Annotated in this window: 22 protein-coding genes; 4 read left to right on the top strand and 18 right to left on the bottom strand. The window is 56.6% G+C overall.

The features are described from left to right. The first annotated feature begins 48 nt into the window (after positions 1-48). On the top strand, positions 49-525 hold the full coding sequence (locus QLQ16_RS02125) for a peroxiredoxin (RefSeq protein WP_283223028.1): 477 nt from the start codon (positions 49-51) through the stop codon (positions 523-525). 160 nt (positions 526-685) lie between these two features. Next, the gene (locus QLQ16_RS02120; protein WP_283223027.1) at positions 686-2,335 is read left to right on the top strand and encodes a PhoH family protein; all 1,650 of its coding nucleotides are present in this window, start codon (positions 686-688) and stop codon (positions 2,333-2,335) included. 15 nt (positions 2,336-2,350) lie between these two features. Here QLQ16_RS02120 and dnaB read toward each other — a convergent pair whose 3' ends face one another. From dnaB to ppsA, 7 genes are all read right to left on the bottom strand, one after another. Beyond that, positions 2,351-3,775 carry a replicative DNA helicase gene (gene dnaB / locus QLQ16_RS02115; RefSeq protein WP_283223026.1) on the bottom strand — a complete coding sequence of 475 codons (1,425 nt, stop codon included), beginning with the start codon at positions 3,773-3,775 and terminating at the stop codon, positions 2,351-2,353. Between the two features lie 188 nt (positions 3,776-3,963). After that, a complete protein-coding gene (rplI, locus tag QLQ16_RS02110) occupies positions 3,964-4,416 on the bottom strand; it encodes a 50S ribosomal protein L9 (RefSeq protein ID WP_283223025.1) in 453 nt (150 codons plus the stop codon). An 11-nt stretch (positions 4,417-4,427) separates the two neighbouring features. Then, entirely contained in the window at positions 4,428-4,709 is a 282-nt protein-coding gene (gene rpsR / locus QLQ16_RS02105) for a 30S ribosomal protein S18 (protein ID WP_019427495.1), read from the bottom strand. Between the two features lie 14 nt (positions 4,710-4,723). Beyond that, on the bottom strand, positions 4,724-5,011 hold the full coding sequence (gene priB, locus QLQ16_RS02100; protein WP_283223024.1) for a primosomal replication protein N: 288 nt from the start codon (positions 5,009-5,011) through the stop codon (positions 4,724-4,726). A 17-nt stretch (positions 5,012-5,028) separates the two neighbouring features. Further along, positions 5,029-5,394, bottom strand: a complete 366-nt coding sequence (rpsF, locus tag QLQ16_RS02095) for a 30S ribosomal protein S6 (RefSeq protein ID WP_108322559.1) — start codon at positions 5,392-5,394, stop codon at positions 5,029-5,031. Positions 5,395-5,488: 94 nt separating this feature from the next. After that, positions 5,489-7,609 carry a VC_2705 family sodium/solute symporter gene (locus tag QLQ16_RS02090; protein WP_283223023.1) on the bottom strand — a complete coding sequence of 707 codons (2,121 nt, stop codon included), beginning with the start codon at positions 7,607-7,609 and terminating at the stop codon, positions 5,489-5,491. Positions 7,610-7,625: 16 nt separating this feature from the next. Beyond that, complete coding sequence (gene ppsA / locus QLQ16_RS02085) at positions 7,626-10,016, bottom strand: phosphoenolpyruvate synthase (protein WP_283223022.1); 2,391 nt, start codon at positions 10,014-10,016, stop codon at positions 7,626-7,628. Between the two features lie 149 nt (positions 10,017-10,165). Between ppsA and ppsR the strand changes: the two genes are divergently transcribed. Continuing rightward, the gene (gene ppsR, locus QLQ16_RS02080; RefSeq protein WP_283223021.1) at positions 10,166-10,987 is read left to right on the top strand and encodes a posphoenolpyruvate synthetase regulatory kinase/phosphorylase PpsR; all 822 of its coding nucleotides are present in this window, start codon (positions 10,166-10,168) and stop codon (positions 10,985-10,987) included. A 25-nt stretch (positions 10,988-11,012) separates the two neighbouring features. Here the strand turns inward: ppsR and glmM are convergent, their stop codons facing one another. From glmM to QLQ16_RS02060, 4 genes are all read right to left on the bottom strand, one after another. Further along, positions 11,013-12,344, bottom strand: coding sequence for a phosphoglucosamine mutase (glmM, locus tag QLQ16_RS02075; protein WP_283223020.1), 1,332 nt, complete (start codon positions 12,342-12,344; stop codon positions 11,013-11,015). A gap of 97 nt (positions 12,345-12,441) precedes the next feature. Further along, complete coding sequence (gene folP, locus QLQ16_RS02070; RefSeq protein WP_283223019.1) at positions 12,442-13,287, bottom strand: dihydropteroate synthase; 846 nt, start codon at positions 13,285-13,287, stop codon at positions 12,442-12,444. A 74-nt stretch (positions 13,288-13,361) separates the two neighbouring features. Beyond that, on the bottom strand, positions 13,362-15,278 hold the full coding sequence (gene ftsH, locus QLQ16_RS02065) for an ATP-dependent zinc metalloprotease FtsH (RefSeq protein WP_283223018.1): 1,917 nt from the start codon (positions 15,276-15,278) through the stop codon (positions 13,362-13,364). Between the two features lie 102 nt (positions 15,279-15,380). After that, positions 15,381-16,046: an RlmE family RNA methyltransferase gene (locus tag QLQ16_RS02060; RefSeq protein ID WP_283223017.1), complete on the bottom strand. Its 666-nt coding sequence runs from the start codon at positions 16,044-16,046 to the stop codon at positions 15,381-15,383. Between the two features lie 31 nt (positions 16,047-16,077). Between QLQ16_RS02060 and QLQ16_RS02055 the strand changes: the two genes are divergently transcribed. Further along, positions 16,078-16,551 carry a YhbY family RNA-binding protein gene (locus QLQ16_RS02055; RefSeq protein WP_283223016.1) on the top strand — a complete coding sequence of 158 codons (474 nt, stop codon included), beginning with the start codon at positions 16,078-16,080 and terminating at the stop codon, positions 16,549-16,551. Positions 16,552-16,632: 81 nt separating this feature from the next. On the opposite strand, the gene greA is transcribed toward QLQ16_RS02055, so the two are convergent. The 7 genes from greA to lpxA all read right to left on the bottom strand — a co-directional run bounded on the left by greA (position 16,633) and on the right by lpxA (position 25,139). Further along, on the bottom strand, positions 16,633-17,109 hold the full coding sequence (greA, locus tag QLQ16_RS02050) for a transcription elongation factor GreA (protein WP_283223015.1): 477 nt from the start codon (positions 17,107-17,109) through the stop codon (positions 16,633-16,635). Between the two features lie 91 nt (positions 17,110-17,200). Next, the gene (carB, locus tag QLQ16_RS02045; protein WP_283223014.1) at positions 17,201-20,437 is read right to left on the bottom strand and encodes a carbamoyl-phosphate synthase large subunit; all 3,237 of its coding nucleotides are present in this window, start codon (positions 20,435-20,437) and stop codon (positions 17,201-17,203) included. Between the two features lie 2 nt (positions 20,438-20,439). Then, positions 20,440-21,603 (bottom strand): glutamine-hydrolyzing carbamoyl-phosphate synthase small subunit, encoded by a 1,164-nt coding sequence (gene carA, locus QLQ16_RS02040; RefSeq protein WP_283223013.1) that lies wholly within the window; start codon positions 21,601-21,603, stop codon positions 20,440-20,442. Between the two features lie 206 nt (positions 21,604-21,809). Further along, positions 21,810-22,577 carry a TrmH family RNA methyltransferase gene (locus QLQ16_RS02035; protein WP_283223012.1) on the bottom strand — a complete coding sequence of 256 codons (768 nt, stop codon included), beginning with the start codon at positions 22,575-22,577 and terminating at the stop codon, positions 21,810-21,812. Continuing rightward, positions 22,574-23,191 (bottom strand): ribonuclease HII, encoded by a 618-nt coding sequence (rnhB, locus tag QLQ16_RS02030; protein WP_283223011.1) that lies wholly within the window; start codon positions 23,189-23,191, stop codon positions 22,574-22,576. Before rnhB ends, QLQ16_RS02035 begins: the two co-directional genes overlap by 4 nt. Then, the gene (lpxB, locus tag QLQ16_RS02025) at positions 23,163-24,338 is read right to left on the bottom strand and encodes a lipid-A-disaccharide synthase (protein WP_283223010.1); all 1,176 of its coding nucleotides are present in this window, start codon (positions 24,336-24,338) and stop codon (positions 23,163-23,165) included. The genes rnhB and lpxB overlap by 29 nt, the downstream gene beginning before the upstream one ends. A gap of 6 nt (positions 24,339-24,344) precedes the next feature. Then, entirely contained in the window at positions 24,345-25,139 is a 795-nt protein-coding gene (gene lpxA, locus QLQ16_RS02020; RefSeq protein WP_283223009.1) for an acyl-ACP--UDP-N-acetylglucosamine O-acyltransferase, read from the bottom strand. Position 25,140 lies beyond the last annotated feature (1 nt).

Genomic DNA, 25,140 nt, shown 5'->3' with positions numbered 1-25,140 from the left:
CCACCGATGGCGGCAAAAGCTCAACCAGTCTAGCGAGTTCAAAGTTTTATGGCGATCGTTCTGAACAAACCCCTTCCCGAATTTGAAGCGAACGCCACCGGCGGTCTGAAAGTTTCGAACGTATCCCACAACGGCCAAACCGTTGTGTTGTATTTCTACCCCAAGGACAACACCCCTGGGTGCACCACCGAAGCCATGCAATTTCGCGACAAGTACAAAGACTTCGCGAAAGCCGGCGCAGCAGTGTTTGGCGTCTCGCGTGACAACATGAAGTCACACGACGATTTCAAGACCAAACTTGAGTTGCCTTTTGAATTGATTGCCGACACAGAAGAAAAAATGTGTCACATGTTCGGCGTGGTCAAAAACAAAATCATGTACGGCAAGAAGGTCAAGGGGATTGAGCGCAGCACCTTTTTGATCGGCCCAGACGGCACCTTGAAACAAGAATGGCGCGGCCTCAAAGTACCCGGTCATGTGGAAGAAGTCCTCAAGGCAGTCAAAGACCTGAAAAAAGCCAAATGATTTTTCAAGACCTTCAACAGGTCTTGTCACAGGGCTCGTGCATAATGAATTCATGCCGCTGAAAATCAGCCCTTTACTCCACGAAAAAGCCGCCTTGGCCTCCAGGCGGCTTTTTCTTTTTTAGTCGGTATTTTTTCCACTTTTCAAGAGGCCTTCGACCATGCCACTGCCACCCGCCCCCACCCAACGCGCCAGCCGTCTGACCCACAAGGCATTTGACGATCAGCTCGCTGACCTCGACAGTGCTGCCCCTGAGCAACAGGCCTTACCCGCCACAGTCGAACCCTCACCCTCCAAACGCAGTTTCAAGGCCGCGCAGGCCAAGCCTGAAATTGTCCCTGCCGCCCCAGCCCCGGCGCCACAACCGAGCCAGAAGTCCCTGAGCAAAACCAAACCCGTTCGCATCAAGCGTGGAAGTGGTCCGACCAAACTGTTCGTGCTGGACACCAACGTGCTGATGCACGATCCGATGAGCTTGTTTCGGTTTGAAGAGCACGATGTTTTCTTGCCCATGATCGTGCTGGAAGAGCTCGATGGGCACAAAAAAGGCATGACCGAAGTGGCCCGCAATGCGCGTCAAGCCAGCCGTTCACTGGACGCATTGGCTTCGGCGCAAGGCGCTGATTTGGGCAAAGGCTCGCCCCTGAACACCACGGGCTACACCGATGCCCTGGGGCAATTGTTTTTCCAAACACAGGCGCTGGACCTGAGCTTGCCATTGGCACTGCCCCAGGGCAAAGCCGACAACCAGATTCTGGGCGTGGTGAAGGCGCTCGGTGAGCTGCACCAGCCACGAGATGTGGTCCTGGTCTCCAAGGACATCAACATGCGGGTCAAAGCCCGCGCCCTCGGCCTGCAAGCAGAGGACTACCAGAACGACAAAACCCTGGAAGACGGTGACCTGCTTTACCCCGGCTCTTTCGCCTTGCCTGCCGACTTCTGGACCAAGCACGGCAAGTCGGTGGAAAGCTGGCAACAAGGCACACACACCTATTACCGGATCACCGGCCCGGTGGTGCCCAGCTTGTTCATGAACCAGTTTGTGTTTTTTGAAGCCCCCGGCGAGCCAAGCCTGTATGCACGCGTAACAGAAATCCGTGGCAAAACCGCTGTGCTGCGAACACTCAAGGACTTCACCTCTCAAAAGAACGCTGTCTGGGGCGTGACCACCCGCAACCGCGAGCAGAACTTCGCCATGAATCTGCTGACCGACCCGGATGTGGATTTCGTAACCTTGGCAGGTACGGCGGGCACGGGTAAGACCTTGATGGCATTGGCTGCAGGCCTGACCCAGGTACTGGACGATCGCCGTTACACTGAAATCATCATGACCCGTGCCACCGTCAGCGTGGGCGAGGACATCGGTTTTCTGCCGGGCACCGAAGAAGAGAAAATGGGCCCCTGGATGGGCGCCTTGGACGACAACCTCGAATTCCTGGCCAAAGGCGATGGTGGCAATGCAGGGGAATGGGGGCGCGCTGCCACCAACGAGTTGATCAAGAGCCGCATCAAGATCAAGAGCATGAACTTCATGCGGGGCCGCACCTTCATGAACAAATACGTGATCATTGATGAGGCCCAAAACTTGACGCCCAAGCAGATGAAAACCTTGATCACCCGAGCAGGCCCGGGCACCAAGATCATCTGCATGGGCAATCTGGCCCAAATCGATACGCCTTACCTGACCGAAGGATCTTCAGGCTTGACCTACGCCGTGGACCGATTCAAGGGATGGGCCCATGGTGGTCATATCACGCTGGCCCGAGGTGAGCGCTCTCGCTTGGCCGACTTCGCCAGCGAGACACTCTAAGTCCGGTGGCGGCGATCAGTAGTCGTCGCTGCCCAGACCGCCAGAGGCCAAGCTCTCAAAGCGCGTCAGGTTCTTCAAGAAAGCCAAACGAACGGTCCCAGTGGGGCCGTTTCGTTGTTTGCCGATGATGATCTCGGCAACACCTGGATCCTTGGAATCCTTGTTGTAGTAGTCGTCGCGGTAAATGAACATGATGATGTCGGCATCCTGCTCGATGGCGCCCGATTCACGCAAGTCACTCATCATGGGGCGTTTGTCGGTGCGCTGCTCCACACTGCGGTTGAGCTGCGACAAGGCAATCACTGGGCACTGTAACTCTTTGGCCAGCATCTTCAAACCCCGCGAAATCTCACCGAGCTCGGTGGCGCGGTTGTCCCCGCCAGAGCCGCCGGAGCCACTCATCAGCTGCAAGTAGTCGACCACGATCAAGCCCAGCTTGCCGCACTGACGCGCCAAGCGGCGGGCGTTGGCGCGCAACTCCGAAGGGGTCAAACCAGGCGTTTCATCGATGTGCAAGGACACTGTGCGCAGTTTCTCGATGGCCTCCGTGAGGCGTGGCCATTCTTCATCGGTCAATTTGCCTGTTCGCAAATGGCCTTGGTCCACACGGCCAATCGAGCCGACCACACGAACAGCCAACTGGGATGCCCCCATTTCCATGGAGAACACGGCCACAGGCAAACCTTCGTTGAGCGCCACGTGCTCCGCAATGTTGATCGCAAAGGCGGTTTTGCCCATCGAAGGACGCGCGGCCAACACCACCATGTCGCCGGGCTGCAAACCAGAAGTCATGCGGTCCAAGTCATAGAACCCGGTGGGCACGCCGGTGATGTCGTTGGGGTTGTCGGCCATCTCCTGAACACGGTCAAGCAACTCCACCACCAAGGTATCCATGGACTGGAAACCTTGCTTCATGCGTGAGCCTTCTTCACCGATGTTGAAGATTTTTTGCTCGGCCTCATCCAGAATGCGGTCAATCGCTTTGCCCTGAGGGTTGAAGGCATTGGTGGCGATCTCGTCACTGGCAGAGACCAGTTTGCGCAGGATGGAACGTTCACGAACGATCTCGGCATAACGCCGGATGTTGCTGGCACTGGGCACATATTGCGCCAAAGAGTTCAGGTAAGCCAAGCCGCCCATCTCTTCGGCCTTGCCCTGGTTTTGAAGCTGCTCGCTGACGGTGATCACATCAGCAGGCTTGGAGGCGTTAATCAAGGCACCGATGGCACTGTAGATCAACTTGTGTTCGTGGCGGTAAAAATCATGGTCCACCAAGAGGTCACCCACACGGTCCCACGCGCCGTTGTCGAGCAACAGACCGCCGAGCACACTGGATTCGGCCTCGATCGAATGTGGGGGTACACGCAGTTTGGCCACTTGGCTGTCAGAGGACAGATCGGTGGGAAACTCATTCAGGTGGTTCGAAAAAACAGCGGACATCAGGACACAACTTAAAAGGGCATCGTACTCGGCCAAAGTTCACCCGTCACGGGATAAGTCTGTGGATAAGCAGGGGGAATCCAGTGATCAATGCGGGACAAGCAACACATGAGTACCAATGGACTGCAAGCACAATAAAAAAGCCGCCAAGCTTGCGCCGGCGGCTCTTGTCGGGATGAACCGAAGGATCAGGCAGATTCGCCGTAAACCGTCACGGTCACATCGACCACCACGTCAGTGTGCAATGCAACGGACACGGTGGAATCGCTCACAACCTTGATGGGGCCGTGAGGCATGCGGATCTGAGACTTCACCAAGGCGTAACCTTGCTTGTTGAGTTCTTCAGCGATGTCATGGTTGGTCACAGAACCAAACAAACGGCCATCAACACCGGCTTTTTGGGTCAATTTGACCACCAGACCAGCGAGTTTCTCGCCTTGGGCTTGGGCTTCGGCCAATTTAGCTGCAGCGGCTTTTTCCAATTCAACGCGGCGAGCTTCGAACTCGGCCTTGTTGGCTTCTGTGGCGCGGCGTGCGCGACCCGAAGGGATCAGGAAGTTGCGTGCGTAACCGTCTTTGACTTTGACGATCTCGCCCAAGTTACCCAGGTTCACAACCTTTTCGAGCAGAATGATTTGCATGGTTGTTCTCCTTAGACTTTGTGCTGGTCGGTGTAGGGCAACATGGCCAAAAAGCGTGCGCGCTTGATGGCGGTGTTGAGCTGACGCTGGAAAATGGCACGGGTGCCAGTCAAGCGTGCAGGAATGATCTTGCCATTTTCGGCGATGAAGTCACGCAATGTGTCCACATCTTTGTAGTCGATTTCTTCGACGCCAGTGACGGTGAAGCGGCAGAAACGCTTGCGCTTGAACAGCAGCGACTGGGTGTTGCGCTTTGGGCGCTTGTCTTTGTTGAATTTTTTGAACGTGGCCATAGGGCCTCCTGAAATTAATCTTGCTGAAACTCTTGAATGTGCAACACGACACTTTTGCCTTGTCGAGGGGTGGCCAAAAAGCCTCTGAACGTCCAAACACTGCCCACTGCCTGCTTAACCAGTCTTTCGGCGATGGCACCGATGGCCAAAGCACGGATTTTCAACTGGACTTTGCGGTTTAGCCCTGCCTCTTGAATTTCAGAGGCGTGCTCAAGGATCACGTCCAGAGCAGGTAAACCAGCGGGGGTGTATCGCAAAGCGGCTTGCTCAGCAATACAAGCGGTCAGTTCGGTTCGGTTCACTCCTCAACAGGCAAGTGTCAAGCGGCGAATTCGGCTTGTTGTGACTTGCGGGCTTCTTCGCGCTCAACAGTCTTCATCATCGACGAAGGAGCGGTGTCAGCCTTTTTCTTTTGCACAGTCAGGTGACGCAAAACGGCATCGTTGAACTTGAATGCGTGCTCCAGTTCAGCCATCACAGCCTGATCGGCTTCGATGTTCACGCACAGGTAGTGGGCTTTGCCCAGCTTGTTGATCTGGTATGCCAACTGACGGCGGCCCCAGTCTTCAACACGGTGGATGTTGCCACCGCCGGCAGTGATCATGCCTTTGTAACGCTCCAGCATGGCTGGAACTTGTTCGGACTGATCGGGATGGATCAGCAAAATGATTTCGTAATGACGCATTGAGACTCCTTGCGGTTAACCCAAAAGGTTGGAAAAGCTGCCCCCAGCGTCTGTCGGGGTGCAGCAAGGCGAAGCCAGAGATTATAGCCTGAAATCACAATCCCGGATAGCGCTCACCCTCGAGGGAGGGTTTGACTGCCGATTCGCCCTGGGGCGCTGGCAAGCACCAAGTGGCCAAGATCATGGCCACAAAGCCCACAGGAACCCCAAAAACGCCTGATGACAAGGGTTGAATCCCAAACCACAACCCGCCCACGGGATCAAGGTCCAGGGCATGACGAAAGCCCGGCGCATTGGAGACCAGGTAATAAATCGTCACAGACAAACCAGCCAACATCCCCACCACCACAGCATGACGATGTACCTTTTTCCATGCCATGCCCAGGACCATGCCCGGGAAGAAAGCTGCAGCAGCCAGAGAAAAAGACGCTGAGACCAATGAAAGAATCTGAGCGGGTTTGAAGGCCGCGACCACGGCAGCCAACATGGCCACCGACAATAGCGCGAACTTGGACAATATGACCCGGCCTTCTGCAGATTTGGGCTTGCGCGCCCTGCCCGGCCCCATGTCGTGCACCAAGGCATTGCTGATGGTCAAAAGCAAACCATCGGCGGTGGACAAAGCTGCCGCCAAGCCGCCCGCTGCCACCAGGCCGGACACCACAAAAGGCATACCGCCCAGCTCTGGGGTGGCCAACATGATCATGTCAGCCCCCAGCTTCAATTCGCCCAATTGCAAAATCCGGTCACCATTGACATCCGAGATTTCGAGCAAACCCGAATCCAGTCGAGACCACTGCGTCATCCAGGTTGGCAAATCGTCTATCGGGGTGCCCACCAAGTTGTTGAGGACTTCAAATTTGACGAGTACGGCCAAGGCAGGAACGCTCAGGTACAAAAGCGCGATGAAAAAAACAGACCAAGCCACAGACGTTCGGGTTTCAGCCACCGATGGCAAGGTGTAAAAACGGGTCAACAAATGGGGCAAGCCCGCCGTGCCGACCATCAGACAAAAGATCAAAGCCAGAAAGTTCAGCCGCGAATCGTTGTATTGAGCCACCTCTTGAGGGCTGCCCGTGGGATCGCCTTGGAATGGTTTGGCGTGCTGCGGCATGCCTCCTAAAGGCAACGATCGTTCACGGTTTTCAAGCATGGCACGCGTCCACTGCTCTTTGGCTGCAGCTGGGTCCTTGGGGACAGCCAGCAACTCTCGCCGAACTTTGGCGATCGAGGCAAAATCGGCGCCTTGCGTCTTGAGATGGCGGATTTCTTCTTCCAGCGATTGCCGCAATTCCACCATGGATTTGTCCACATCCACCAAACGGGCCTCGAACACCCGCGCACGCCTTGCGTACTCTTGCCGAACCTCGATCTCGGCTGGATCATGGATCAACTTTTGTTCAATGACTTCGATGCGGGCCAACTGGGTGCCATAGGCCAGCGGGGCCAAAGGCGAGCCCATTTGCTGGTAGGCCAACCAAGACACCGGAATCAAGAAGGCCAAAAGGAGCATGATGTATTGCGCCACCTGCGTCCAGGTGATGGCACGCATGCCGCCCAAGAAAGAACACAGCAGCACCCCGCCCAAACCAAGCAAAATGCCAATCTCGAATTGAACCCCGGTCAAACGCGAGGCAATGAGGCCAATGCCGTAAATTTGCGCCACGACATAGGTGAAAGAGCACAAAACAGACGACAAGGCGGCAATCACTCGGGGCCATCGACCGCCAAAGCGTTGGTCGAAATAATCGGGCAAGGTGTAGAGCTTCATGGCCCGCAATTGCGGCGCAATCAGAAAGGCCACCAAACAAAAGCCGCCGGTCCACCCCATCACATAAGCCAAGCCTCCAGGCTGCTGCCCACTGCCCGAGAAACCTTGCAAATACAGGGCGCCCGCCAAGCTGATGAAGGAGGCGGCGCTCATCCAGTCAGCGGCGGTTGCCATGCCGTTGTAGAGGGCCGGTATGCGCCGCCCTGCCACGAAATATTCTTCTTGATCGGAAGTGCGCCCTGATATACCAATCAAGGCATAAATCATGACCGTGCTGAACAAGAAAATGGGGCCAATCAAATTGCGTGACAAACCCCATTGCTCAGCCCAGGCCATGACGCCCATCAGAGCGACCAGAACCCCGATGTAGATGAGCACATTGCGATGAATGCGCCAGCGGTACGCAGATGAAATGCCTGCTTGCGCTGACTTGTTCATCGCCATCTTGCCCTTCAGAGGGTCAGGAACCCAAAGCCGTCCAAGTCTCGATGACCGTGTCCGGATTCAAAGAGATGGAGCTGATGCCCCGGTCCATCAACCAATGGGCGAAGTCCGGATGGTCGCTGGGGCCTTGGCCGCAGATGCCGATGTACTTACCTTGGGCCAAACAAGCTTTGATGGCCTGCTCGATCAAGGCGGTCACAGCCGGATCGCGCTCGTCAAAATCGACGGCCAGCAACTCCATGCCCGAATCGCGGTCCAGCCCCAAGGTCAATTGCGTCAGATCGTTGGACCCGATCGAAAAGCCATCGAAGAACTCGAGGAAACGCTCGGCCAAGATGGCATTGCTGGGCACCTCGCACATCATGATGAGCTTCAAATCGTCCACGCCACGGCGCAAACCTTGGCTGGCCAGCAGCTGAGTGACTTTCTCAGCCTGGCCCAAAGTACGCACAAATGGCACCATGATTTGCACGTTGGTCAAACCCATCTCGCCGCGAACGCGCTTGAGGGCTTCACACTCCATGGCAAAAGCTTCGCCAAAGTCTTCGCTGATGTAACGGGCCGCACCGCGAAAGCCCAGCATCGGGTTTTCTTCTTCTGGCTCGTAACGGCTGCCACCGATCAATTTCCGATATTCATTGCTTTTGAAGTCGGACAAACGCACGATCACGGGCTTGGGCCAAAAAGCTGCTGCGATGCTGGCCACGCCTTCGGCCACTTTGTCCACGTAAAAAGCACGGGGCGAGGCATGGCCACGGGCCACAGACTCCACCGCTTTTTTCAGATCGGCATCGATGGCGGGATAGTCCAAGATCGCCTTGGGGTGCACACCAATGTTGTTGTTGATGATGAATTCGAGGCGGGCCAAACCCACGCCCGAATTGGGCAACTGGGCAAAGTCAAACGCCAGCTGAGGGTTGCCGACGTTCATCATGATCTTGGTCTTGATCTCGGGCAGGACGCCACGCTGGACTTCGCTGATTTCAGTTTCCAGCAAACCGTCGTAGATGTGGCCTGTATCGCCCTCTGCGCAGCTCACAGTGACCAATGTGCCTTCTTTGAGTTGCTCAGTGGCCTGCCCGCAACCCACCACCGCTGGAATGCCCAACTCACGCGCAATGATGGCGGCGTGGCATGTGCGGCCACCACGGTTGGTCACGATGGCACTGGCACGCTTCATGACCGGCTCCCAGTTGGGGTCGGTCATGTCTGTCACCAGCACGTCGCCGGGCTGAACGCGGTCCATCTCGCTGATGTTGTGCACCAAGCGCACAGGGCCTGTGCCAATCTTTTGACCAATGGCCCGGCCTTCGGCCAAAACGGTGCTCTTGCCCTTGAGCTTGTAGCGCAACTCTGGTGTGCCTTTGGCCTGGCTTTTGACCGTTTCAGGTCGGGCTTGCAAGATGTAAAGCTGACCATCGGTGCCGTCCTTGCCCCATTCAATGTCCATGGGACGGCCGTAATGTTGCTCGATGATGACCGCGTATTGGGCCAACTGCTCAATCTCGGCATCGGTCAGGCTGTAGCGGTTGCGCAATTCGGTGGGCACATCAATGGTTTTGACCAATTTGCCAGATGTGGCTTTTTCCTCAGGCGTGGCAAACACCATTTCGATGAGTTTGGAGCCCAAATTACGTCGGATAACGGCGCGGTTACCTGACGCCAACATGGGTTTGTGCACATAAAACTCATCCGGATTCACAGCACCCTGTACCACCGTCTCCCCCAAGCCGTAGCTTGAGGTGATGAACACCACATCCTCGAAACCGGATTCGGTGTCGATCGTGAACATCACACCGGCTGCGCCCAAGTCTGATCGCACCATGCGTTGAACGCCAGCCGACAAGGCGACATCGGCATGGGCAAAGCCCTTGTGCACGCGGTAGCTGATGGCGCGGTCGTTGTACAAGGAGGCGAACACTTCTTTCATCTTGTGGAGCACATCTTCGATGCCCACCACGTTGAGGAAGGTTTCTTGCTGACCCGCGAATGAAGCGTCTGGTAAATCTTCTGCAGTAGCCGATGAACGCACAGCGAATGAGGCTTCGGGGTTGCCTGCTTGCAGTCGAATGAATTCTTCGCGAATGGCTTGCGCCAAGTCAGTCGGAAAAGGCTGCGCCTCGACCATGGCGCGGATTTCCGCACCGGCTGCCGCCAAGGCACGGACATCGTCGGTGTCCAAGGCATCCAAACGCGCATTGATGCGGTCGGTCAGGCCATCGAATTTCAGAAACTCACGAAAGGCGTGGGCGGTGGTGGCAAAACCCGTGGGCACCCGAACCCCTTGCGGCAACTGGGAAATCATTTCTCCCAGACTGGCGTTCTTACCGCCTACCGACTCCACGTCGGTCATGCGCAACTTTTCGAAAGGCACGACCAAAGCGGCCTGATCAAACAATACAGACATGAGAAGCTCCAAAGTTAAAAACCGGGCTCCATGCCACAGGCGGCGTCATTGTTGTTCTGGTTATGGGACCGAAAGCCTATGGGCCATGGATAATCAAATCATTTTAGGGGCTCAGCAGCCCCTGAGCTTTGAAATTTTTTGGGTACCCCATGTCCAAACGCACTGTTTTCTTTGTGTCCGACGGCACCGGCATCACGGCTGAAACTTTTGGCAATGCGATCCTCGCGCAGTTCGAGATGAAAACTCGGCACATCCGACTGCCTTTCACCGACACGATCGACAAAGCACACCAAGCGGTACGCCAGATCAACCACACCGCGGAAACCGAGGGCACCAAGCCCATCGTGTTCACCACCTTGGTCAATATGGAGGTGCTCAAGGTCTTGCAAGAGCACTGCCAAGGCATGCTGCTGGACATGTTCGGCACATTTGTTCATCCGCTGGAAGACGAACTCGGCATCAAATCACACCACCGCGTGGGACGCTTTTCGGATGTCAGCAAAAGCAAGGAGTACCACGATCGGATCGAGGCCATCAATTTCTCTTTGGCGCACGATGACGGCCAATCCAACCGGGATTTGGAGTCTGCCGACGTCATTTTGGTGGGCGTCAGCCGCAGTGGCAAAACACCGACCAGCCTGTACCTGGCCATGCAGCATGGCTTGAAGGCCGCCAACTACCCCTTGATTCCAGAAGATTTCGACCGCCGCCAGTTGCCCCCCGCCCTGGTGCCGCACCGCAAAAAGATCTTCGGCCTGAGCATCCACCCCGACCGTTTGGCCGAAATCCGCGCGGAGCGGCGCCCCGACTCGCGTTATGCCAGCATTGAAAACTGCCGAATGGAAGTCTCCGAAGCCGAAGCCATGATGCGCCGCTCGGGCATTCGGTGGTTGTCCACGACCACCAAATCGATCGAAGAAATCGCCACCACCATCCTGCAAGAAATTCGGCCCGAACGTCTCATCTATTGAGGCGCCCTCACCCGCCTTGATCCGATCAGGGTGTCAATGTAGCGGCTATTTGCTCAGCGCACAGCCGTGCCATCTCAGGATCACGCGCTTCCACCATGACCCGAACCAAAGGTTCGGTGCCACTGGCTCGAATCAACACGCGACCAGAATCCCCCAAGGCCAGCTCGCAAGCCTTGGTCGCATCCCACAAGGCTTGGTGACCTTGCCAATCGAAGCCGGGGGTCAATCGAACATTGATCAAGGTCTGAGGAAACAAATCGATGCCTTGCAGCAACTGCGCCATGGTCTTGCCACTGCCCACGCAAGCTTGCAGCACCTGCAAGGCACTGACCAAGCCATCGCCTGTGGTGTGCTTGTCCAATGCCAACAAATGGCCCGAGCCCTCACCGCCGAGGAGCCAGCCTTTGTCGTGCAAGACCTCGAGCACATAACGGTCGCCCACTTTGGCACGCACAAAAGCCACGCCCTTTTGCTTGAGCGCCACTTCGACAGCCATATTGGTCATCAAAGTCCCTACAGCGCCAGGCACGGATTCATCCCGCGCCAAACGGTCTGCCACCATCAAGTAAAGCAATTCGTCACCGTTGAACAAGCGCCCGGAAGCATCCACCAACTGCAAGCGATCGGCATCGCCATCCAGCGCCACGCCATAGTCGGCTTGCTGGTCTTTGACCAGTTGCACCAAGGCTTCGGGATGCGTCGCACCGACACCTTTGTTGATGTTCAGACCATCAGGGGAGCACCCCATCGAGATGACTTCAGCGCCCAATTCATGAAACACTTTGGGGGCAATTTGATAAGCCGCGCCGTGGGCAGCATCCACCACGATCTTCAGCCCCTTGAGGGTCAAGTCATTGGAGAAAGTACTCTTACAAAATTCGATGTAACGCCCAGCTGCATCGGCCAAGCGACGGGTCTTGCCCAAAGAAGCTGACTCGACCCAAACAGGGTCCTCCAACAGTGCTGCCTCAACTGCTTCTTCCCAAGCGTCCGACAACTTGGTCCCCTGGGCGCTGAAAAATTTGATGCCATTGTCGGCAAAAGGGTTGTGACTGGCACTGATGACCACACCCAACGATGCTCTTTGCGCACGGGTCAAATAAGCCACCGCCGGTGTGGGCACCGGACCGAGCAACACCACATCCACACCCGCCGAATTGAAACCCGACTCCAATGCGCTTTCCAGCATGTAGCCCGAAATCCGCGTGTCTTTGCCGATCAAGACGGTGGGGTGGGCTTCTTGGGACTTCAGCACACGCCCCACAGCATGCGCCAAACGCAATATGAAATCAGGCGTGATGGGCTTTTGCCCCACCGTGCCGCGAATGCCGTCTGTGCCGAAATATTGCCGAGCCATGCCAACCGTCCTGTTTTTTATACTTGATCACTGATTTTATGTCTGCACAGGGGCCAAACAGATCCCATGCCATCCCTGTGTGAGCTCAAACACTGGCTCAGCTGCTGTCGCGTACCGCTTGCCAGACCTTCAAAGCATCCACGGTTTCTTTCACATCGTGCACACGGACGATGGCTGCGCCCCGCTCTACAGCGAGCAACGCCGCGGCCACACTGGCGAATTGGCGTTGATCGGCAGCAGGCGTTTGCCCCGCTTGGGCCAATACAGCGCCCAAAGAAGATTTGCGGGACCACCCCGCGAGAATGGGCAAATCGAGGCTCAACAATTGGTCTTGACCCGCCAACAATTGGAAATTTTGCTGCACCGTCTTGCCAAAGCCAATGCCGGGGTCGAGCACCAGGCGGCTGCTTGCAATTCCCACATCCTCCAAGGCAGTGACGCGTTCTTGCAAAAAGTCGATCACAGCCGCCACCACATTCCCCTGCATGGGATGTAATTGCATGGTCTGGGGGTCACGGTGCATGTGCATCAAGCACACGCCGCAGCGCGGATGCGGTGCCACTGCAGCCAAGGCACCAGGCTGACGCAAAGCCCAAATGTCGTTCACGATGTCAATGCCCAAATCGAGCACAGCATGCATCACTTCTGGCTTGTAAGTGTCGACCGAGATGGGTATTTGCCAGCGGAGCAACTCTTGCAGCACAGGCACCAGTCGCGACAACTCTTGTTCTGCGGGCACCACTTGCGCGCCAGGCCGGGTGGATTCTCCCCCCACATCCAAGATGTCAGCTCCGGCGCTGACCAAACGCTCGGCATGCGCAATCGCGGCCTTGGCATCGTCGTATCGTCCACCATCCGAAAAAGAATCGGGCGTGGCATTGACGATGCCCATCACCAGCGGCCGGGAAAGATCAAGATCAAAACGTGTGGTTTGCCAAGGCATCCAACAACTCCTGCATCAGGGGTACAAAAGCAAAACGGGGCACAAGGCCCCGTTCAATTGGCTGATCGAGCGTCTCAAGCAGCCGTGGTGGCCGGTTCGGCCTGAACAGCTGGCGTGCCACCGCTTGATCCACCGCCAGATGGTGGGTTGCGTGGTGTCCAATCTTTGGGGGGCAGCGGATCACGCCCCGCCATGATGTCGTCCAATTGGTCCTTGTCGATGGTTTCCCATTCGAGCAAGGCTTTGGCCATGGCGTGCATTTGCACGCTGTGCTCTTCGATCAATCGACGCGCCAGCTTGTACTGCTCGTCGATGATGCGACGCACTTCAGCATCCACCTTTTGCATGGTGGATTCGCTCATGTTGGTGGTCTTGGTCACCGAGCGTCCGAGGAACACTTCACCCTCGTTCTCGGCATACACCATGGGGCCCAAGGCATCGGTCATGCCATAACGCATCACCATGTCTCGGGCAATTGACGTGGCCCGTTCAAAATCATTGCTGGCGCCGGTGGTCATCTGATTCATGAAGACTTCTTCGGCAATGCGACCACCGAACAACATGCTGATCTGGTTCAGCATGAACTCTTTGTCGTAGCTGTAACGGTCTTGCTCGGGCAAGCTCATCGTCACCCCCAAGGCACGGCCCCGAGGAATGATGGTGACTTTGTGCACTGGGTCGCACTTGGGCAAGAGCTTGCCGATCAAGGCGTGTCCAGCTTCGTGGTACGCCGTGTTGCGACGCTCATGCTCAGGCATGACCATGCTCTTACGCTCAGGGCCCATCAAGATCTTGTCTTTGGCCTTTTCAAAGTCCTGCATCTCGACCACGCGGGCATTGCGGCGGGCAGCCATCAATGCAGCCTCGTTGCACAAGTTCGCCAGATCGGCACCGCTCATGCCGGGGGTACCACGGGCGATCACATCGGCTTTGACGTCTTGGCCGATCGGCACCTTGCGCATGTGCACATTCAGGATCTGTTCACGGCCACGGATGTCGGGCAAGGTCACATAGACCTGACGGTCAAAGCGACCAGGGCGCAGCAAAGCGGCATCCAAAATATCAGGGCGGTTGGTGGCAGCCACCACGATGACGCCCAGGTTGGTTTCAAAACCATCCATTTCAACCAACATCTGGTTGAGGGTTTGCTCGCGTTCGTCGTTGCCACCGCCCAAACCGGCACCACGCTGGCGACCGACCGCATCGATTTCGTCAATGAAGATGATGCAAGGTGCGTTTTTCTTGGCGTTCTCGAACATGTCGCGCACGCGGGCAGCACCCACGCCGACAAACATTTCAACGAAGTCCGAACCGGAGATGCTGAAAAACGGGACTTTCGCTTCGCCGGCGATGCCTTTGGCCAGCAAGGTTTTACCGGTGCCGGGAGGACCGACCAGCAATAGACCACGCGGGATGCGGCCGCCAAGCTTCTGGAATTTTTGAGGGTCTTTCAAGAAGTCGACCACCTCTTTGACTTCTTCTTTGGCTTCATCACAACCGGCCACGTCGGCAAACGTGACCTGGTTGTTGTTTTCATCGAGCATGCGAGCCTTGGATTTGCCAAAGCTGAAAGCACCGCCCTTGCCACCGCCTTGCATCTGGCGCATGAAGTAAACCCAAACGCCGATCAAGAGCAACATCGGACCCCAGCTGACCAGCAAGCTCATCAGCAATGAGCCCTCTTCACGCGGCTTGACGTCGAACTTGACGCCGCTGTTGATCAGATCGCCCACCAAACCACGGTCCAAATAGGTCGCAGTGGTCTTGATGCGGCGGTCATCGTTGGTGGTCGCAACGATTTCGGTGCCGCCAGGGCTTTCCTGAATGGTCGCGGTTTTGATGCGGTTGCCGCGCACTTCTTCGAGGAAGTCCGAATAGCCAATCGCATTCGCACCGGTGGCACCACGGCTGTCAAACTGTTTGAAAACAGTGAACAGCACCATGGCGATCACCACCCATACGGCGATTTTGGAAAACCAGGGGTTATTCAAGCGAGGCTCCAATAGGAAATAAAACTGTCATCATTTTAGGCCTGTGCAGCTGATCTTCCTTGCGTCCAGAGGTGTTTTGGCCCTGTAAAACGCGGGATTTGCTCATGCGGGGGGCGAAATCAAGCCAATACCCACCAAAAACGTCTCCGAAGACTTGTCCCGTGAGGATTTGGGTTTGATCGGTTTGACCACCTTGAAAGTGGCCTTGAACAACTTGACCAACTGGCTGTAGCCGCTGCCATGGAACAACTTGACCACCAAAGCGCCTTGCGGCTTGAGGTGGTTTTGAGAGAAGTCGAGGGCCAGCTCGATCAGGTGGGCAATGCGGGCAGCATCGGTGGACTCGATGCCCGACAAATTGGGCGCCATGTCCGAGACCACCACATCGGCTTGCCGACCGGCAACCGCCGCTTCCAATTGGGCCAGGACCTCGTCTTCGCGAAAATCACCCTGAATGAATTGCACGCCTTCGATGGGCTCCATCGGCAAAAGGTCCAGTGCCACAATGGTTCCATTGAGTTCTCCTACAGCCGCCCCCGAAGGTGACAAACGGCGGCGCAGGTATTGACTCCACGCACCAGGGGCTGAGCCCAAATCCACCACCAAATGCCCAGGCCGGATCAAACCCAAGGTCTCGTCAATTTCTTTGAGCTTGTAGGCTGCGCGCGCACGGTAGCCCTCTTTATGCGCCAACTTGACGTAAGGATCGTTGACATGGTCGTTCAGCCAAGCCTTGTTGACTTTTTTACTTTGTGTTTTTACTTTCATACCTGTCCGTCCTTGCGAGGATAATAGCGCCATGCCTCAAATACAACTCACTCCCGCAGAGCGCAAAGTTTTCCGCGCCGATGCACACCACCTTGATCCTGTCGTCATGATCGGCGGCGATGGCTTGTCAGCCGCCGTGATCAAGGAAACCGAAGCGGCGCTCAATGCCCACGGCCTGATCAAAATCCGCGTTTTGGGCGACGACCGCGCCGCCCGCGAAGCCATGTTTGTACAGTTGGCCGATCAACTCAATGCAGCCCCCATACAACACATCGGCAAGCTGCTGGTGCTGTGGAGGCCACAGCCCGAGAAGATCAAAGAAATCGACGAGGACCGCAAAGCAGGCCCACGCGACTTCAAGGTTTTGAAATACAGCAAACGCGGTGGTCAGCGCCCTGAAGTCAAAACACTGCGCGTTCTGGGCAACCAACGGCTAACTGCTGGCGGCCAGATCAAGCGCGCCAAGCCCAAACAAAAGTCGGTCAAAAAAGGCCGTCTCGACTGATGACAACCCGTCAAGCCTGAAAGCTTGATTGCAACTTAGAGCCTGGTGATGCCACAGCCTCACCAGGCTTTTTTATGGGTCTCAAATGTAAGAAACGCCCACGATCTCGTAACGGCGAACACCACCGGGTGCCTGAACTTCGGCCACATCGCCCTCTTCCTTGCCGATCAAGGCACGGGCGATGGGGCTGCTGATGTTGATCAAGCCCAGCTTCAAGTCGGCTTCGTCTTCACCCACGATCTGGTAAGTCACGGGGTCCCCGGTGCTTTCGTCTTCGAGTTCAACGGTGGTTCCAAACACCACACGGCCACCGGCATCGACCGTGGCCGGGTCGATGATTTGTGCGGCTGACAACTTGCCTTCGATTTCCTGAATGCGGCCTTCAATGAAACCTTGACGGTCCTTGGCGGCGTCGTATTCGGCGTTTTCACTCAAGTCGCCTTGCGCACGTGCTTCGGCAATGGCTTGAATGACCGCTGGCCGGTCCACGCTTTTCAAGCGTTGCAACTCTTCCTTGAGTTTCTCAGCACCACGTTTGGTGATTGGGATGGTCGACATCAGGTATTCTCCAAAAGCAAACCGCCGAGAGTTGCCTCTCGGCGGTGATTTTTAGCCATTATGCCCTGCGAAACATCGCATGGCATGGGCGTCATGCGGTCAATTGGGCATGCATTTCCTGCACGGAAATGACGTCCAGGTTATCCATGCTCTTCATGCCTTGCACGGCCGCTTCAGCACCAGCGATGGTGGTGAAGGTGGTCACGCGGTTGAGCAAAGCCGAAGTGCGGATGTGGCGCGAATCGGCAATCGCATTGCGACGCTCTTCCACGGTGTTGATGACCATGGCCACTTCGTTGTTCTTGATCATGTCCACAATGTGGGGGCGACCTTCGGTGACCTTGTTGACCAATTGCACCGGCACTTGCGCCGCTTCAATCGCCGCAGCCGTGCCTTTAGTGGCCAACAACTCAAAACCCAGGTCGACCAATTGGCGAGCCACTTGCACCGCGCGCGCTTTGTCGTTGTTTTTGACCGTGAGGAAAACTTTGCCCGAACGTGGCAGCTTGGTGCCAGCACCCAGTTGGCTCTTCACAAAGGCCTCGCCAAATGTCTTGCCCACGCCCATGACTTCACCGGTGGATTTCATTTCCGGGCCGAGGATGGTGTCCACGCCAGGGAACTTCACGAAGGGGAAGACGGCTTCCTTGACGCTGAAGTAAGGGGGTGTGACTTCTTTGGTGATGCCTTGCGACGCCAAGGTTTGACCGGCCATGCAGCGGGCAGCCACCTTGGCCAACTGGATACCCGTGGCTTTGGAGACATAAGGCACGGTGCGTGAAGCACGGGGATTGACTTCCAGCACGTAGATCACATCTTTGCCGTCCACATGTTGGATGGCGAACTGCACGTTCATCAAACCTACCACGTTCAAAGCACCCGCCATGGCCGCCGATTGGCGTTTGAGTTCGGCCACCGTTTCGGCCGACAAGGAATAAGGCGGCAATGAACAAGCGGAGTCACCGCTGTGCACACCGGCTTGCTCGATGTGTTCCATCACGCCGCCGATGAAGGTCTTGCCTTCGGGGTCGCGCAGGCAATCGACATCGCACTCGATCGCATCGTTCAAGAAACGGTCCAAAAGCACGGGTGAGTCGTTAGAGACTTTGACCGCTTCGCGCATGTAGCGCTCAAGGTCACGTTGCTCGTGCACGATCTCCATGGCGCGGCCACCCAGCACATAGCTCGGGCGGACGACCAAGGGGTAGCCCAAAGCGGCTGCTTTTTCCAATGCTTCTGGCTCGGTACGCGCAGTGGCATTGGGCGGTTGGCGCAGCCCCAGGTCTTGCAGCAGTTTTTGGAAACGCTCACGGTCTTCGGCCGCATCGATCATGTCGGGGCTGGTACCGATGATCGGAACACCAGCCGCTTCCAGACCCAGCGCCAACTTCAATGGGGTTTGACCGCCATATTGCACGATCACGCCGGTCGGCTTTTCCTTGGCGACGATCTCAAGCACGTCTTCCAAAGTCAATGGCTCAAAGTACAAGCGATCCGAAGTGTCGTAGTCGGTTGAGACGGTCTCTGGGTTGCAGTTAACCATGATGGTTTCGTAGCCGTCTTCGCGCATGGCGAGCGCAGCATGAACGCAGCAGTAATCAAACTCGATGCCTTGACCAATGCGGTTCGGTCCGCCACCCAGCACCATGATTTTTTTGTTGTTGGTGGGTTCGGCTTCGCACTCACCGTCGCCATGCCCCTCGTAGCACGAGTACATGTAAGCGGTGTCCGTCGAAAATTCGGCAGCGCAGGTGTCCACGCGCTTGTAAACAGGACGGATGTTGAGTTCATGGCGGCGCGCGCGAACCACGTGCTCGGTCGTCTTGAGCAATTTGCCCAATCGGCGATCCGAAAAGCCTTTTTTCTTCAGGGCACGCAACTCGACAGCGGTGATCGCATCCAGGCTGGTTTTTTCCAACTCCAGTTCAATCTTCACGATCTCTTCGATCTGCACCAAGAACCAAGGGTCGATCTTGGTCAAGGCAAACACCTCGTCCACGCTCAAGCCCATGGCGAAGGCATCGCCCACGTACCAAATGCGCTCGGGACCGGGCTCACCCAATTCTTTTTCCAGCACTTCACGGTCTTGGGTTTTTTCGTTCATACCGTCCACGCCCACTTCCAGGCCGCGCAAGGCTTTCTGAAAGGACTCTTGGAAGGTACGCCCCATCGCCATCACCTCGCCCACCGATTTCATTTGGGTGGTCAAGCGGCTGTCGGCTGTTGGGAATTTCTCAAACGCAAAACGTGGGATCTTGGTGACCACGTAGTCGATCGAAGGCTCGAACGATGCAGGCGTAGCGCCACCGGTGATTTCGTTGCGCAGCTCATCCAAGGTGTAGCCAACAGCCAATTTAGCAGCCACTTTGGCGATCGGGAAACCTGTGGCTTTGGATGCCAAGGCGGAAGAACGCGACACGCGTGGGTTCATCTCGATGACGACCATGCGACCGTCTTTGGGGTTGATCGAGAACTGAACGTTCGATCCGCCGGTGTCCACGCCAATTTCACGGAGCACTGCCAAAGAGGCGTTGCGCAGGATCTGGTATTCCTTGTCGGTCAAGGTCTGGGCTGGGGCCACGGTGATCGAGTCACCGGTGTGCACGCCCATAGGATCCAGGTTTTCGATCGAGCAGATGATGATGCAGTTGTCCGCCTTGTCGCGCACCACTTCCATCTCGTACTCTTTCCAACCGAGCAGCGATTCTTCAATCAGCAACTCATTGGTGGGCGACGCCTCCAAGCCGCGTTTGCAAATCGTCTCGAACTCTTCGGGGTTGTAGGCAATGCCGCCACCGGTGCCTCCCAGCGTGAAACTGGGGCGAATGACGGTGGGGAATCCCACGCGCTTTTGCACATCCCAAGCTTCTTCCATGCTGTGGGCAATGCCCGAACGGGCCGATCCCAGACCGATCTTGGTCATGGCGTCTTTGAACTTCAGGCGGTCTTCGGCTTTGTCGATCGCTTCGGGCGTAGCGCCAATCAGCTCGACGTTGTATTTGTCGAGCACACCGTGGTGCCACAGGTCCAAAGCGCAGTTGAGCGCGGTCTGGCCACCCATGGTGGGCAAGATGGCGTCGGGACGCTCTTTGGCGATGATCTTCTCAACCGTTTGCCAAGTGATGGGCTCGATGTAGGTCACATCGGCCGTGGCCGGGTCGGTCATGATCGTGGCGGGATTGCTGTTGATCAAGATGACCTTGTAACCCTCTTCACGCAAAGCTTTGCAAGCCTGCACGCCGGAATAGTCGAACTCGCAAGCCTGACCGATGATGATCGGGCCCGCGCCAATGATGAGGATGCTTTTGAGGTCGGTGCGCTTTGGCATGATTATTTCGCCTCCATCAGTTTGATGAAGCGGTCAAAGAGGTAAGCAATGTCGTGTGGGCCAGGCGATGCTTCAGGGTGACCCTGGAAGCAAAACGCGGGCTTGTCGGTGCGGGCCAAGCCTTGCAGGGTGCCATCAAACAAGGACACATGCGTGGCGCGGAGATTGGCAGGCAAGGACTTTTCATCCACCGCAAAACCATGGTTCTGGCTGGTGATGGACACACGGCCGGAATCGAGGTCTTTCACGGGGTGGTTGGCGCCGTGGTGGCCAAACTTCATCTTGAAAGTTTTAGCGCCACTGGCCAAAGCCATGATTTGGTGACCCAAGCAAATGCCGAAGGTCGGAATGCCGGTTTCGATCAGCTCAGCCGCAGCTGTGATCGCGTAATCGCAAGGCTCTGGATCGCCAGGGCCGTTGGACAAGAAGATGCCATCGGGCTTGTGCTTGAGCACCTCAGCAGCAGGCGTCTTGGCGGGCACAACGGTCACTTTGCAGCCGCGCTCGGCCAACATGCGCAAGATGTTTTTCTTGACGCCGAAGTCATACGCGACCACATGGAACTTGGCCGCGGACAAGTTGCCGTAGCCTTCGCCCAGCTTCCACTCGCATTGTGTCCACTCATACGACTTGGACACGGTGACTTTTTGCGCCAAATCGAGGCCAGCCATGTGGGGCGCCGCTTTGGCTGCCGCCACGGCTTGGTCGATCACGGCTTGTGTGACTTCTTGGCCTTTGGCCAAACCCACGATCGCACCGTTTTGGGCGCCTTTGGTGCGCAAGATGCGGGTGAGTTGACGGGTGTCAATGTTGGCAATGGCGACGGTGCCGGCATCGGCCAAGTAAGACGACAAGGTTTGGCTGGAGCGGAAGTTGCTCGCAATCAAGGGCAGGTCTTTGATGATCAAGCCAGCGGCATGGACTTGGTCAGCCTCGATATCCTCCGTGTTGACGCCGTAGTTACCAATGTGCGGATACGTCAAGGTGACGATCTGCTGGCAGTAGCTGGGGTCGGTGAGGATTTCTTGGTAGCCGGTGAGCGAGGTGTTGAACACCACTTCGCCGACTGTGGAGCCGGTGGCTCCGATCGAGTTGCCGATAAAGACCGTGCCGTCTGCGAGCGCCAGGATGGCGGGCGGGAAGGTTCCCTGAAGAGACAAAAGCACTGGGTTCTCCGGAATAGTTCGGGTACGCCTCAGCGCGCATCAGAGAACGAGTCTCTTTTTGGCTGCTTGTTCGAGGAATGGGCCTGGGATGGACTGTGGCGTACGGGTTGATGCGGGAAAGCCTCTCATTATAGCCGAGGACCACCGCGAAAACCCTGACTCAGTGCCACAAGCCCTGAGGTCAAATATGTACAAAAGAACTCTTTTTAAGCCGTAGCGCTGGCATGCAGGCATATCGCAGCGGCAGTGGCCACGTTCAGCGACTCCTCGCCGCCGGGCTGGGCAATGCGAACTTTTTGGCCGGCCAGAACCATCAAATCATGGCTGACGCCCTGCCCTTCATGCCCCAAAAGCCACGCACATTGGGGCTGCAAGCGACCGCTTTTCAAAAGCTCGTGCAAAAAATCACCCTCATGCGAGCTCGTGGTCAGGATCGGCACCTTCAAAGTGGCGACGTCGTCAAGCGATGCGGATTCCACCAAATGGAGCCCAAAATGCGCGCCCATGCCAGCTCGCAGGACTTTGGGCGACCACAAAGCTGCCGTGCCTTTGATGGCCAAAACTTGGCGATAACCAAACGCTGAAGCACACCGCAAGATGGCCCCAACATTCCCTGCGTCTTGCAGGCGGTCCAATATGACCGTGGCGACGTCGTTCATGACCCGAGCGGGGTCAGACCAGGCCACCACAAAACCCATGCGAGCGGGTGACTCCAATCCGCTCAGGGTCGCGAACAAAGCATCGGGCATGACCAGCACCTGATCACACATCGATGCCCACTGCGGCCCTTGCTCGTTCCAAAAAGACTCCGTCAGCACCATCTGTTGCGGGCGAACACCCCGGTCCAGTGCAGCTTTACACAAATGATCGCCTTCCAACCAGAACTGACCCGCTTTGCGGTAAGCGGTGTTGTCCTGTGCCAAGCGACGAATGGCTTTGACCTGGGGGTTGTCACGCGAGGTGATCAAATTCATCGAACACTCCTGGCCACCGGGGCAAAAGTCAATCTGTGGCAATCGGCTGGACCATGGGCTTGCAAGGCAGCCAAATGGACCGCTGTGCCATAGCCCTTGTGCTGGTCAAAGCCATACTGCGGGTATCGGGCATGCATCTCTTCGCACAAACGATCGCGATGCACTTTGGCCAAAATCGAGGCCGCCGAAATCGCTGGCACCAATGCGTCGCCTTGAACAATGGCTTCAGCACGGATGTCCAGCGCAGGCAATCGGTTGCCATCCACCAGCACTTTGACGGGTTTGAGCCGCAAGCCTTCCACCGCGCGTTTCATGGCCAGCAGCGTCGCTTGCAAGATGTTGATCTCGTCAATTTCTTGCACCGAAGCCTCGGCAATCGAGAAACACAATGCCTTGGCCTTGATTTCATCGAACAACTTCTCGCGTCGCTTGGCGCTCAGTTTTTTGGAATCGTTCAAGCCGGCAATCGGATGCTGATCGTCCAAAATCACAGCAGCCGCCACCACAGGCCCTGCCAATGGGCCACGGCCGGCTTCGTCCACCCCGGCCATGAGGCCAGGGACATCAAAATTGAGCGCAGCTTGCTCAAGCACCCAAGACTTTTTCGAGGGCATGGGTTGCCAAAGTTGCGGTGTCACGCTGCAAGGTCTGGTGCAGCTGTTGAAAACGGATTTGCAATGCATCGACGCGATCCGGATGGCTCAACCATGCCAGCGTTGATGCTGCCAAGGCTTCTGGGGTGCACGCATCTTGGATGAGCTCTGGCACCACAAAATCTTGACACAAGATGTTGGGCAAACCCACCCAAGGCTGCAGCTTCTTGCGCTTCATGATTTGCCAGCTGACCCAATTCATGTGGTAGCCAATGACCATGGGGCGCTTGAACAAGGCGGCTTCCAAAGTGGCCGTACCACTGGCGATCATCGTCACATCACAGGCGGCCAATGCTGGGTGCGACTGGCCATTGAGCACCTTCAAGCCATTGACTGCACCTTGAGCGTCGACCAGCTCCTGCACAGCCGTCACAAGACTGGGAATGGCTGGCAACACAAACTGCAAACCCGGCTGCTTTTGCTGCATCACTTGTGCCGCTTGAATGAAGCGGGGCACCAAGTGTTCGATCTCAGAGCGGCGACTGCCGGGCAACAAAGCCACCACGGGACGGCATTGATCCAAGCCCAACACCTCGCGCGCAGCAGCCCGATCAGGTGTCATCGCGATGGTTGAAGCCAGCGGGTGCCCCACATACGTGGCATCGATTCCAGCTTTGGCGAGCAAAGGCGTTTCAAAAGGGAAAATGCACAACATGTGATCCACACTGCGGTGAATTTTTTCTATGCGTTCCGGCCGCCACGCCCAAACAGAGGGGCACACAAAATGCACCGTGGGAATGCCTGCGTTTTTGAGGCTTGCTTCCAAATCGAGATTGAAATCAGGCGCATCCACGCCGATGAAGACGTCGGGCGGCACGGCCAAAAGGCGCTGCTTGAGCTGCTCACGAATGGCCACAATGCCTCGGTAATGGCGCAGGACCTCCACATAGCCACGCACGGCCAATCGCTCGTGGGGCCACCAAGCATCAAACCCCAAGGCGGCCATTCGGGGGCCACCAATACCACGCCCCTGCGCTTGCGGCCAACGCTTGTGCAAGCCCGCGATCAAAAGCCCGGCCAACAAATCGCCAGACGCTTCGCCTGCGACCATGCCAAAGGACAAAGCCCCCGAAGGGGCCTGTGGTGCTTGTGTGTCCAAGTCAGCCATTCAGGTTCAACGCACAATGCCGCGCTGAGGTGATGTGGTTGATAAAAAGTCGAGCATCATTTTCACGTCAGGGGTGGCCTCTGGCGTCTTTTCCGTCAAGCTTGCAATACGGGCCATGGCATCCGCCAGTGATAAGCCATCGCGGTAAAGCGCCTTGTGCATGGCTTTGACCGCAGCAATGCGCTCAGCAGAGAACCCACGACGGCGCAGGCCTTCGAAGTTCATCGATCGCGCCTGTGCGGGCTGACCTTGAGCCATCACAAACGGTGGCAAATCGCCAAACAGCAAAGAGTTCATCGCCGTGAAACTGTGGGCACCAATGCGGCAAAACTGATGGACCACCGTGAAGCCACCCAAAATCACCCAATCGTCCACCACCACATGGCCGGCCAATTGGGTGTTGTTGGCAAAGATCGTGTGGTTGCCCACGGCACAGTCATGTGCCAAATGCACATAGGCCATGATCCAATTGTCATTGCCCACCGAGGTCACAGCGCGGTCGCCTGGCGAGCCGATGTTGAATGTGCAAAATTCACGGATCGTGTTGCGGTCTCCAATGGTGAGCTCGCACGGTTCGTTGGTGTACTTTTTGTCTTGTGGCACAGCCCCCAAAGAGCTGAACTGGAAAATCCGGTTATCTCGACCAATGGTGGTGTGGCCTTCGATCACGCAGTGACTGGCCACCGTGGTGCCCGCATCGATGCGAACGTGAGGGCCGATCACGCTGTAGGGCCCAACCGTCACGGAGCTGTCGAGCTGCGCGCCTGGGCTGATGATGGCCGTGGGATGGATCTTGCTCATG

The sequence above is a fragment of the Limnohabitans lacus genome (genome assembly GCF_030053395.1).
GTDB lineage: Bacteria > Pseudomonadota > Gammaproteobacteria > Burkholderiales > Burkholderiaceae_C > Limnohabitans_A > Limnohabitans_A lacus.
Note: the sequence above shows the minus strand (reverse complement) of the source record. Positions and strands in the feature narration are given on the sequence as shown.

Bases quoted from the DNA above. Each gene is read 5' to 3' on its own strand.
- QLQ16_RS02125 (WP_283223028.1), top strand. From the start codon at position 49: ATGGCGATCGTTCTGAACAAACCCCTTCCCGAATTTGAAGCGAACGCC.
- QLQ16_RS02120 (WP_283223027.1), top strand. From the start codon at position 686: ATGCCACTGCCACCCGCCCCCACCCAACGCGCCAGCCGTCTGACCCAC.
- dnaB (WP_283223026.1), bottom strand. From the start codon at position 3,775: ATGTCCGCTGTTTTTTCGAACCACCTGAATGAGTTTCCCACCGATCTG.
- rplI (WP_283223025.1), bottom strand. From the start codon at position 4,416: ATGCAAATCATTCTGCTCGAAAAGGTTGTGAACCTGGGTAACTTGGGC.
- rpsR (WP_019427495.1), bottom strand. From the start codon at position 4,709: ATGGCCACGTTCAAAAAATTCAACAAAGACAAGCGCCCAAAGCGCAAC.
- rpsF (WP_108322559.1), bottom strand. From the start codon at position 5,394: ATGCGTCATTACGAAATCATTTTGCTGATCCATCCCGATCAGTCCGAA.
- QLQ16_RS02090 (WP_283223023.1), bottom strand. From the start codon at position 7,609: ATGGCGATGAACAAGTCAGCGCAAGCAGGCATTTCATCTGCGTACCGC.
- ppsA (WP_283223022.1), bottom strand. From the start codon at position 10,016: ATGTCTGTATTGTTTGATCAGGCCGCTTTGGTCGTGCCTTTCGAAAAG.
- ppsR (WP_283223021.1), top strand. From the start codon at position 10,166: ATGTCCAAACGCACTGTTTTCTTTGTGTCCGACGGCACCGGCATCACG.
- glmM (WP_283223020.1), bottom strand. From the start codon at position 12,344: ATGGCTCGGCAATATTTCGGCACAGACGGCATTCGCGGCACGGTGGGG.
- folP (WP_283223019.1), bottom strand. From the start codon at position 13,287: ATGCCTTGGCAAACCACACGTTTTGATCTTGATCTTTCCCGGCCGCTG.
- QLQ16_RS02060 (WP_283223017.1), bottom strand. From the start codon at position 16,046: ATGAAAGTAAAAACACAAAGTAAAAAAGTCAACAAGGCTTGGCTGAAC.
- QLQ16_RS02055 (WP_283223016.1), top strand. From the start codon at position 16,078: ATGCCTCAAATACAACTCACTCCCGCAGAGCGCAAAGTTTTCCGCGCC.
- greA (WP_283223015.1), bottom strand. From the start codon at position 17,109: ATGTCGACCATCCCAATCACCAAACGTGGTGCTGAGAAACTCAAGGAA.
- carB (WP_283223014.1), bottom strand. From the start codon at position 20,437: ATGCCAAAGCGCACCGACCTCAAAAGCATCCTCATCATTGGCGCGGGC.
- QLQ16_RS02035 (WP_283223012.1), bottom strand. From the start codon at position 22,577: ATGAATTTGATCACCTCGCGTGACAACCCCCAGGTCAAAGCCATTCGT.
- rnhB (WP_283223011.1), bottom strand. From the start codon at position 23,191: ATGCCCTCGAAAAAGTCTTGGGTGCTTGAGCAAGCTGCGCTCAATTTT.
- lpxB (WP_283223010.1), bottom strand. From the start codon at position 24,338: ATGGCTGACTTGGACACACAAGCACCACAGGCCCCTTCGGGGGCTTTG.
- lpxA (WP_283223009.1), bottom strand. From the start codon at position 25,139: ATGAGCAAGATCCATCCCACGGCCATCATCAGCCCAGGCGCGCAGCTC.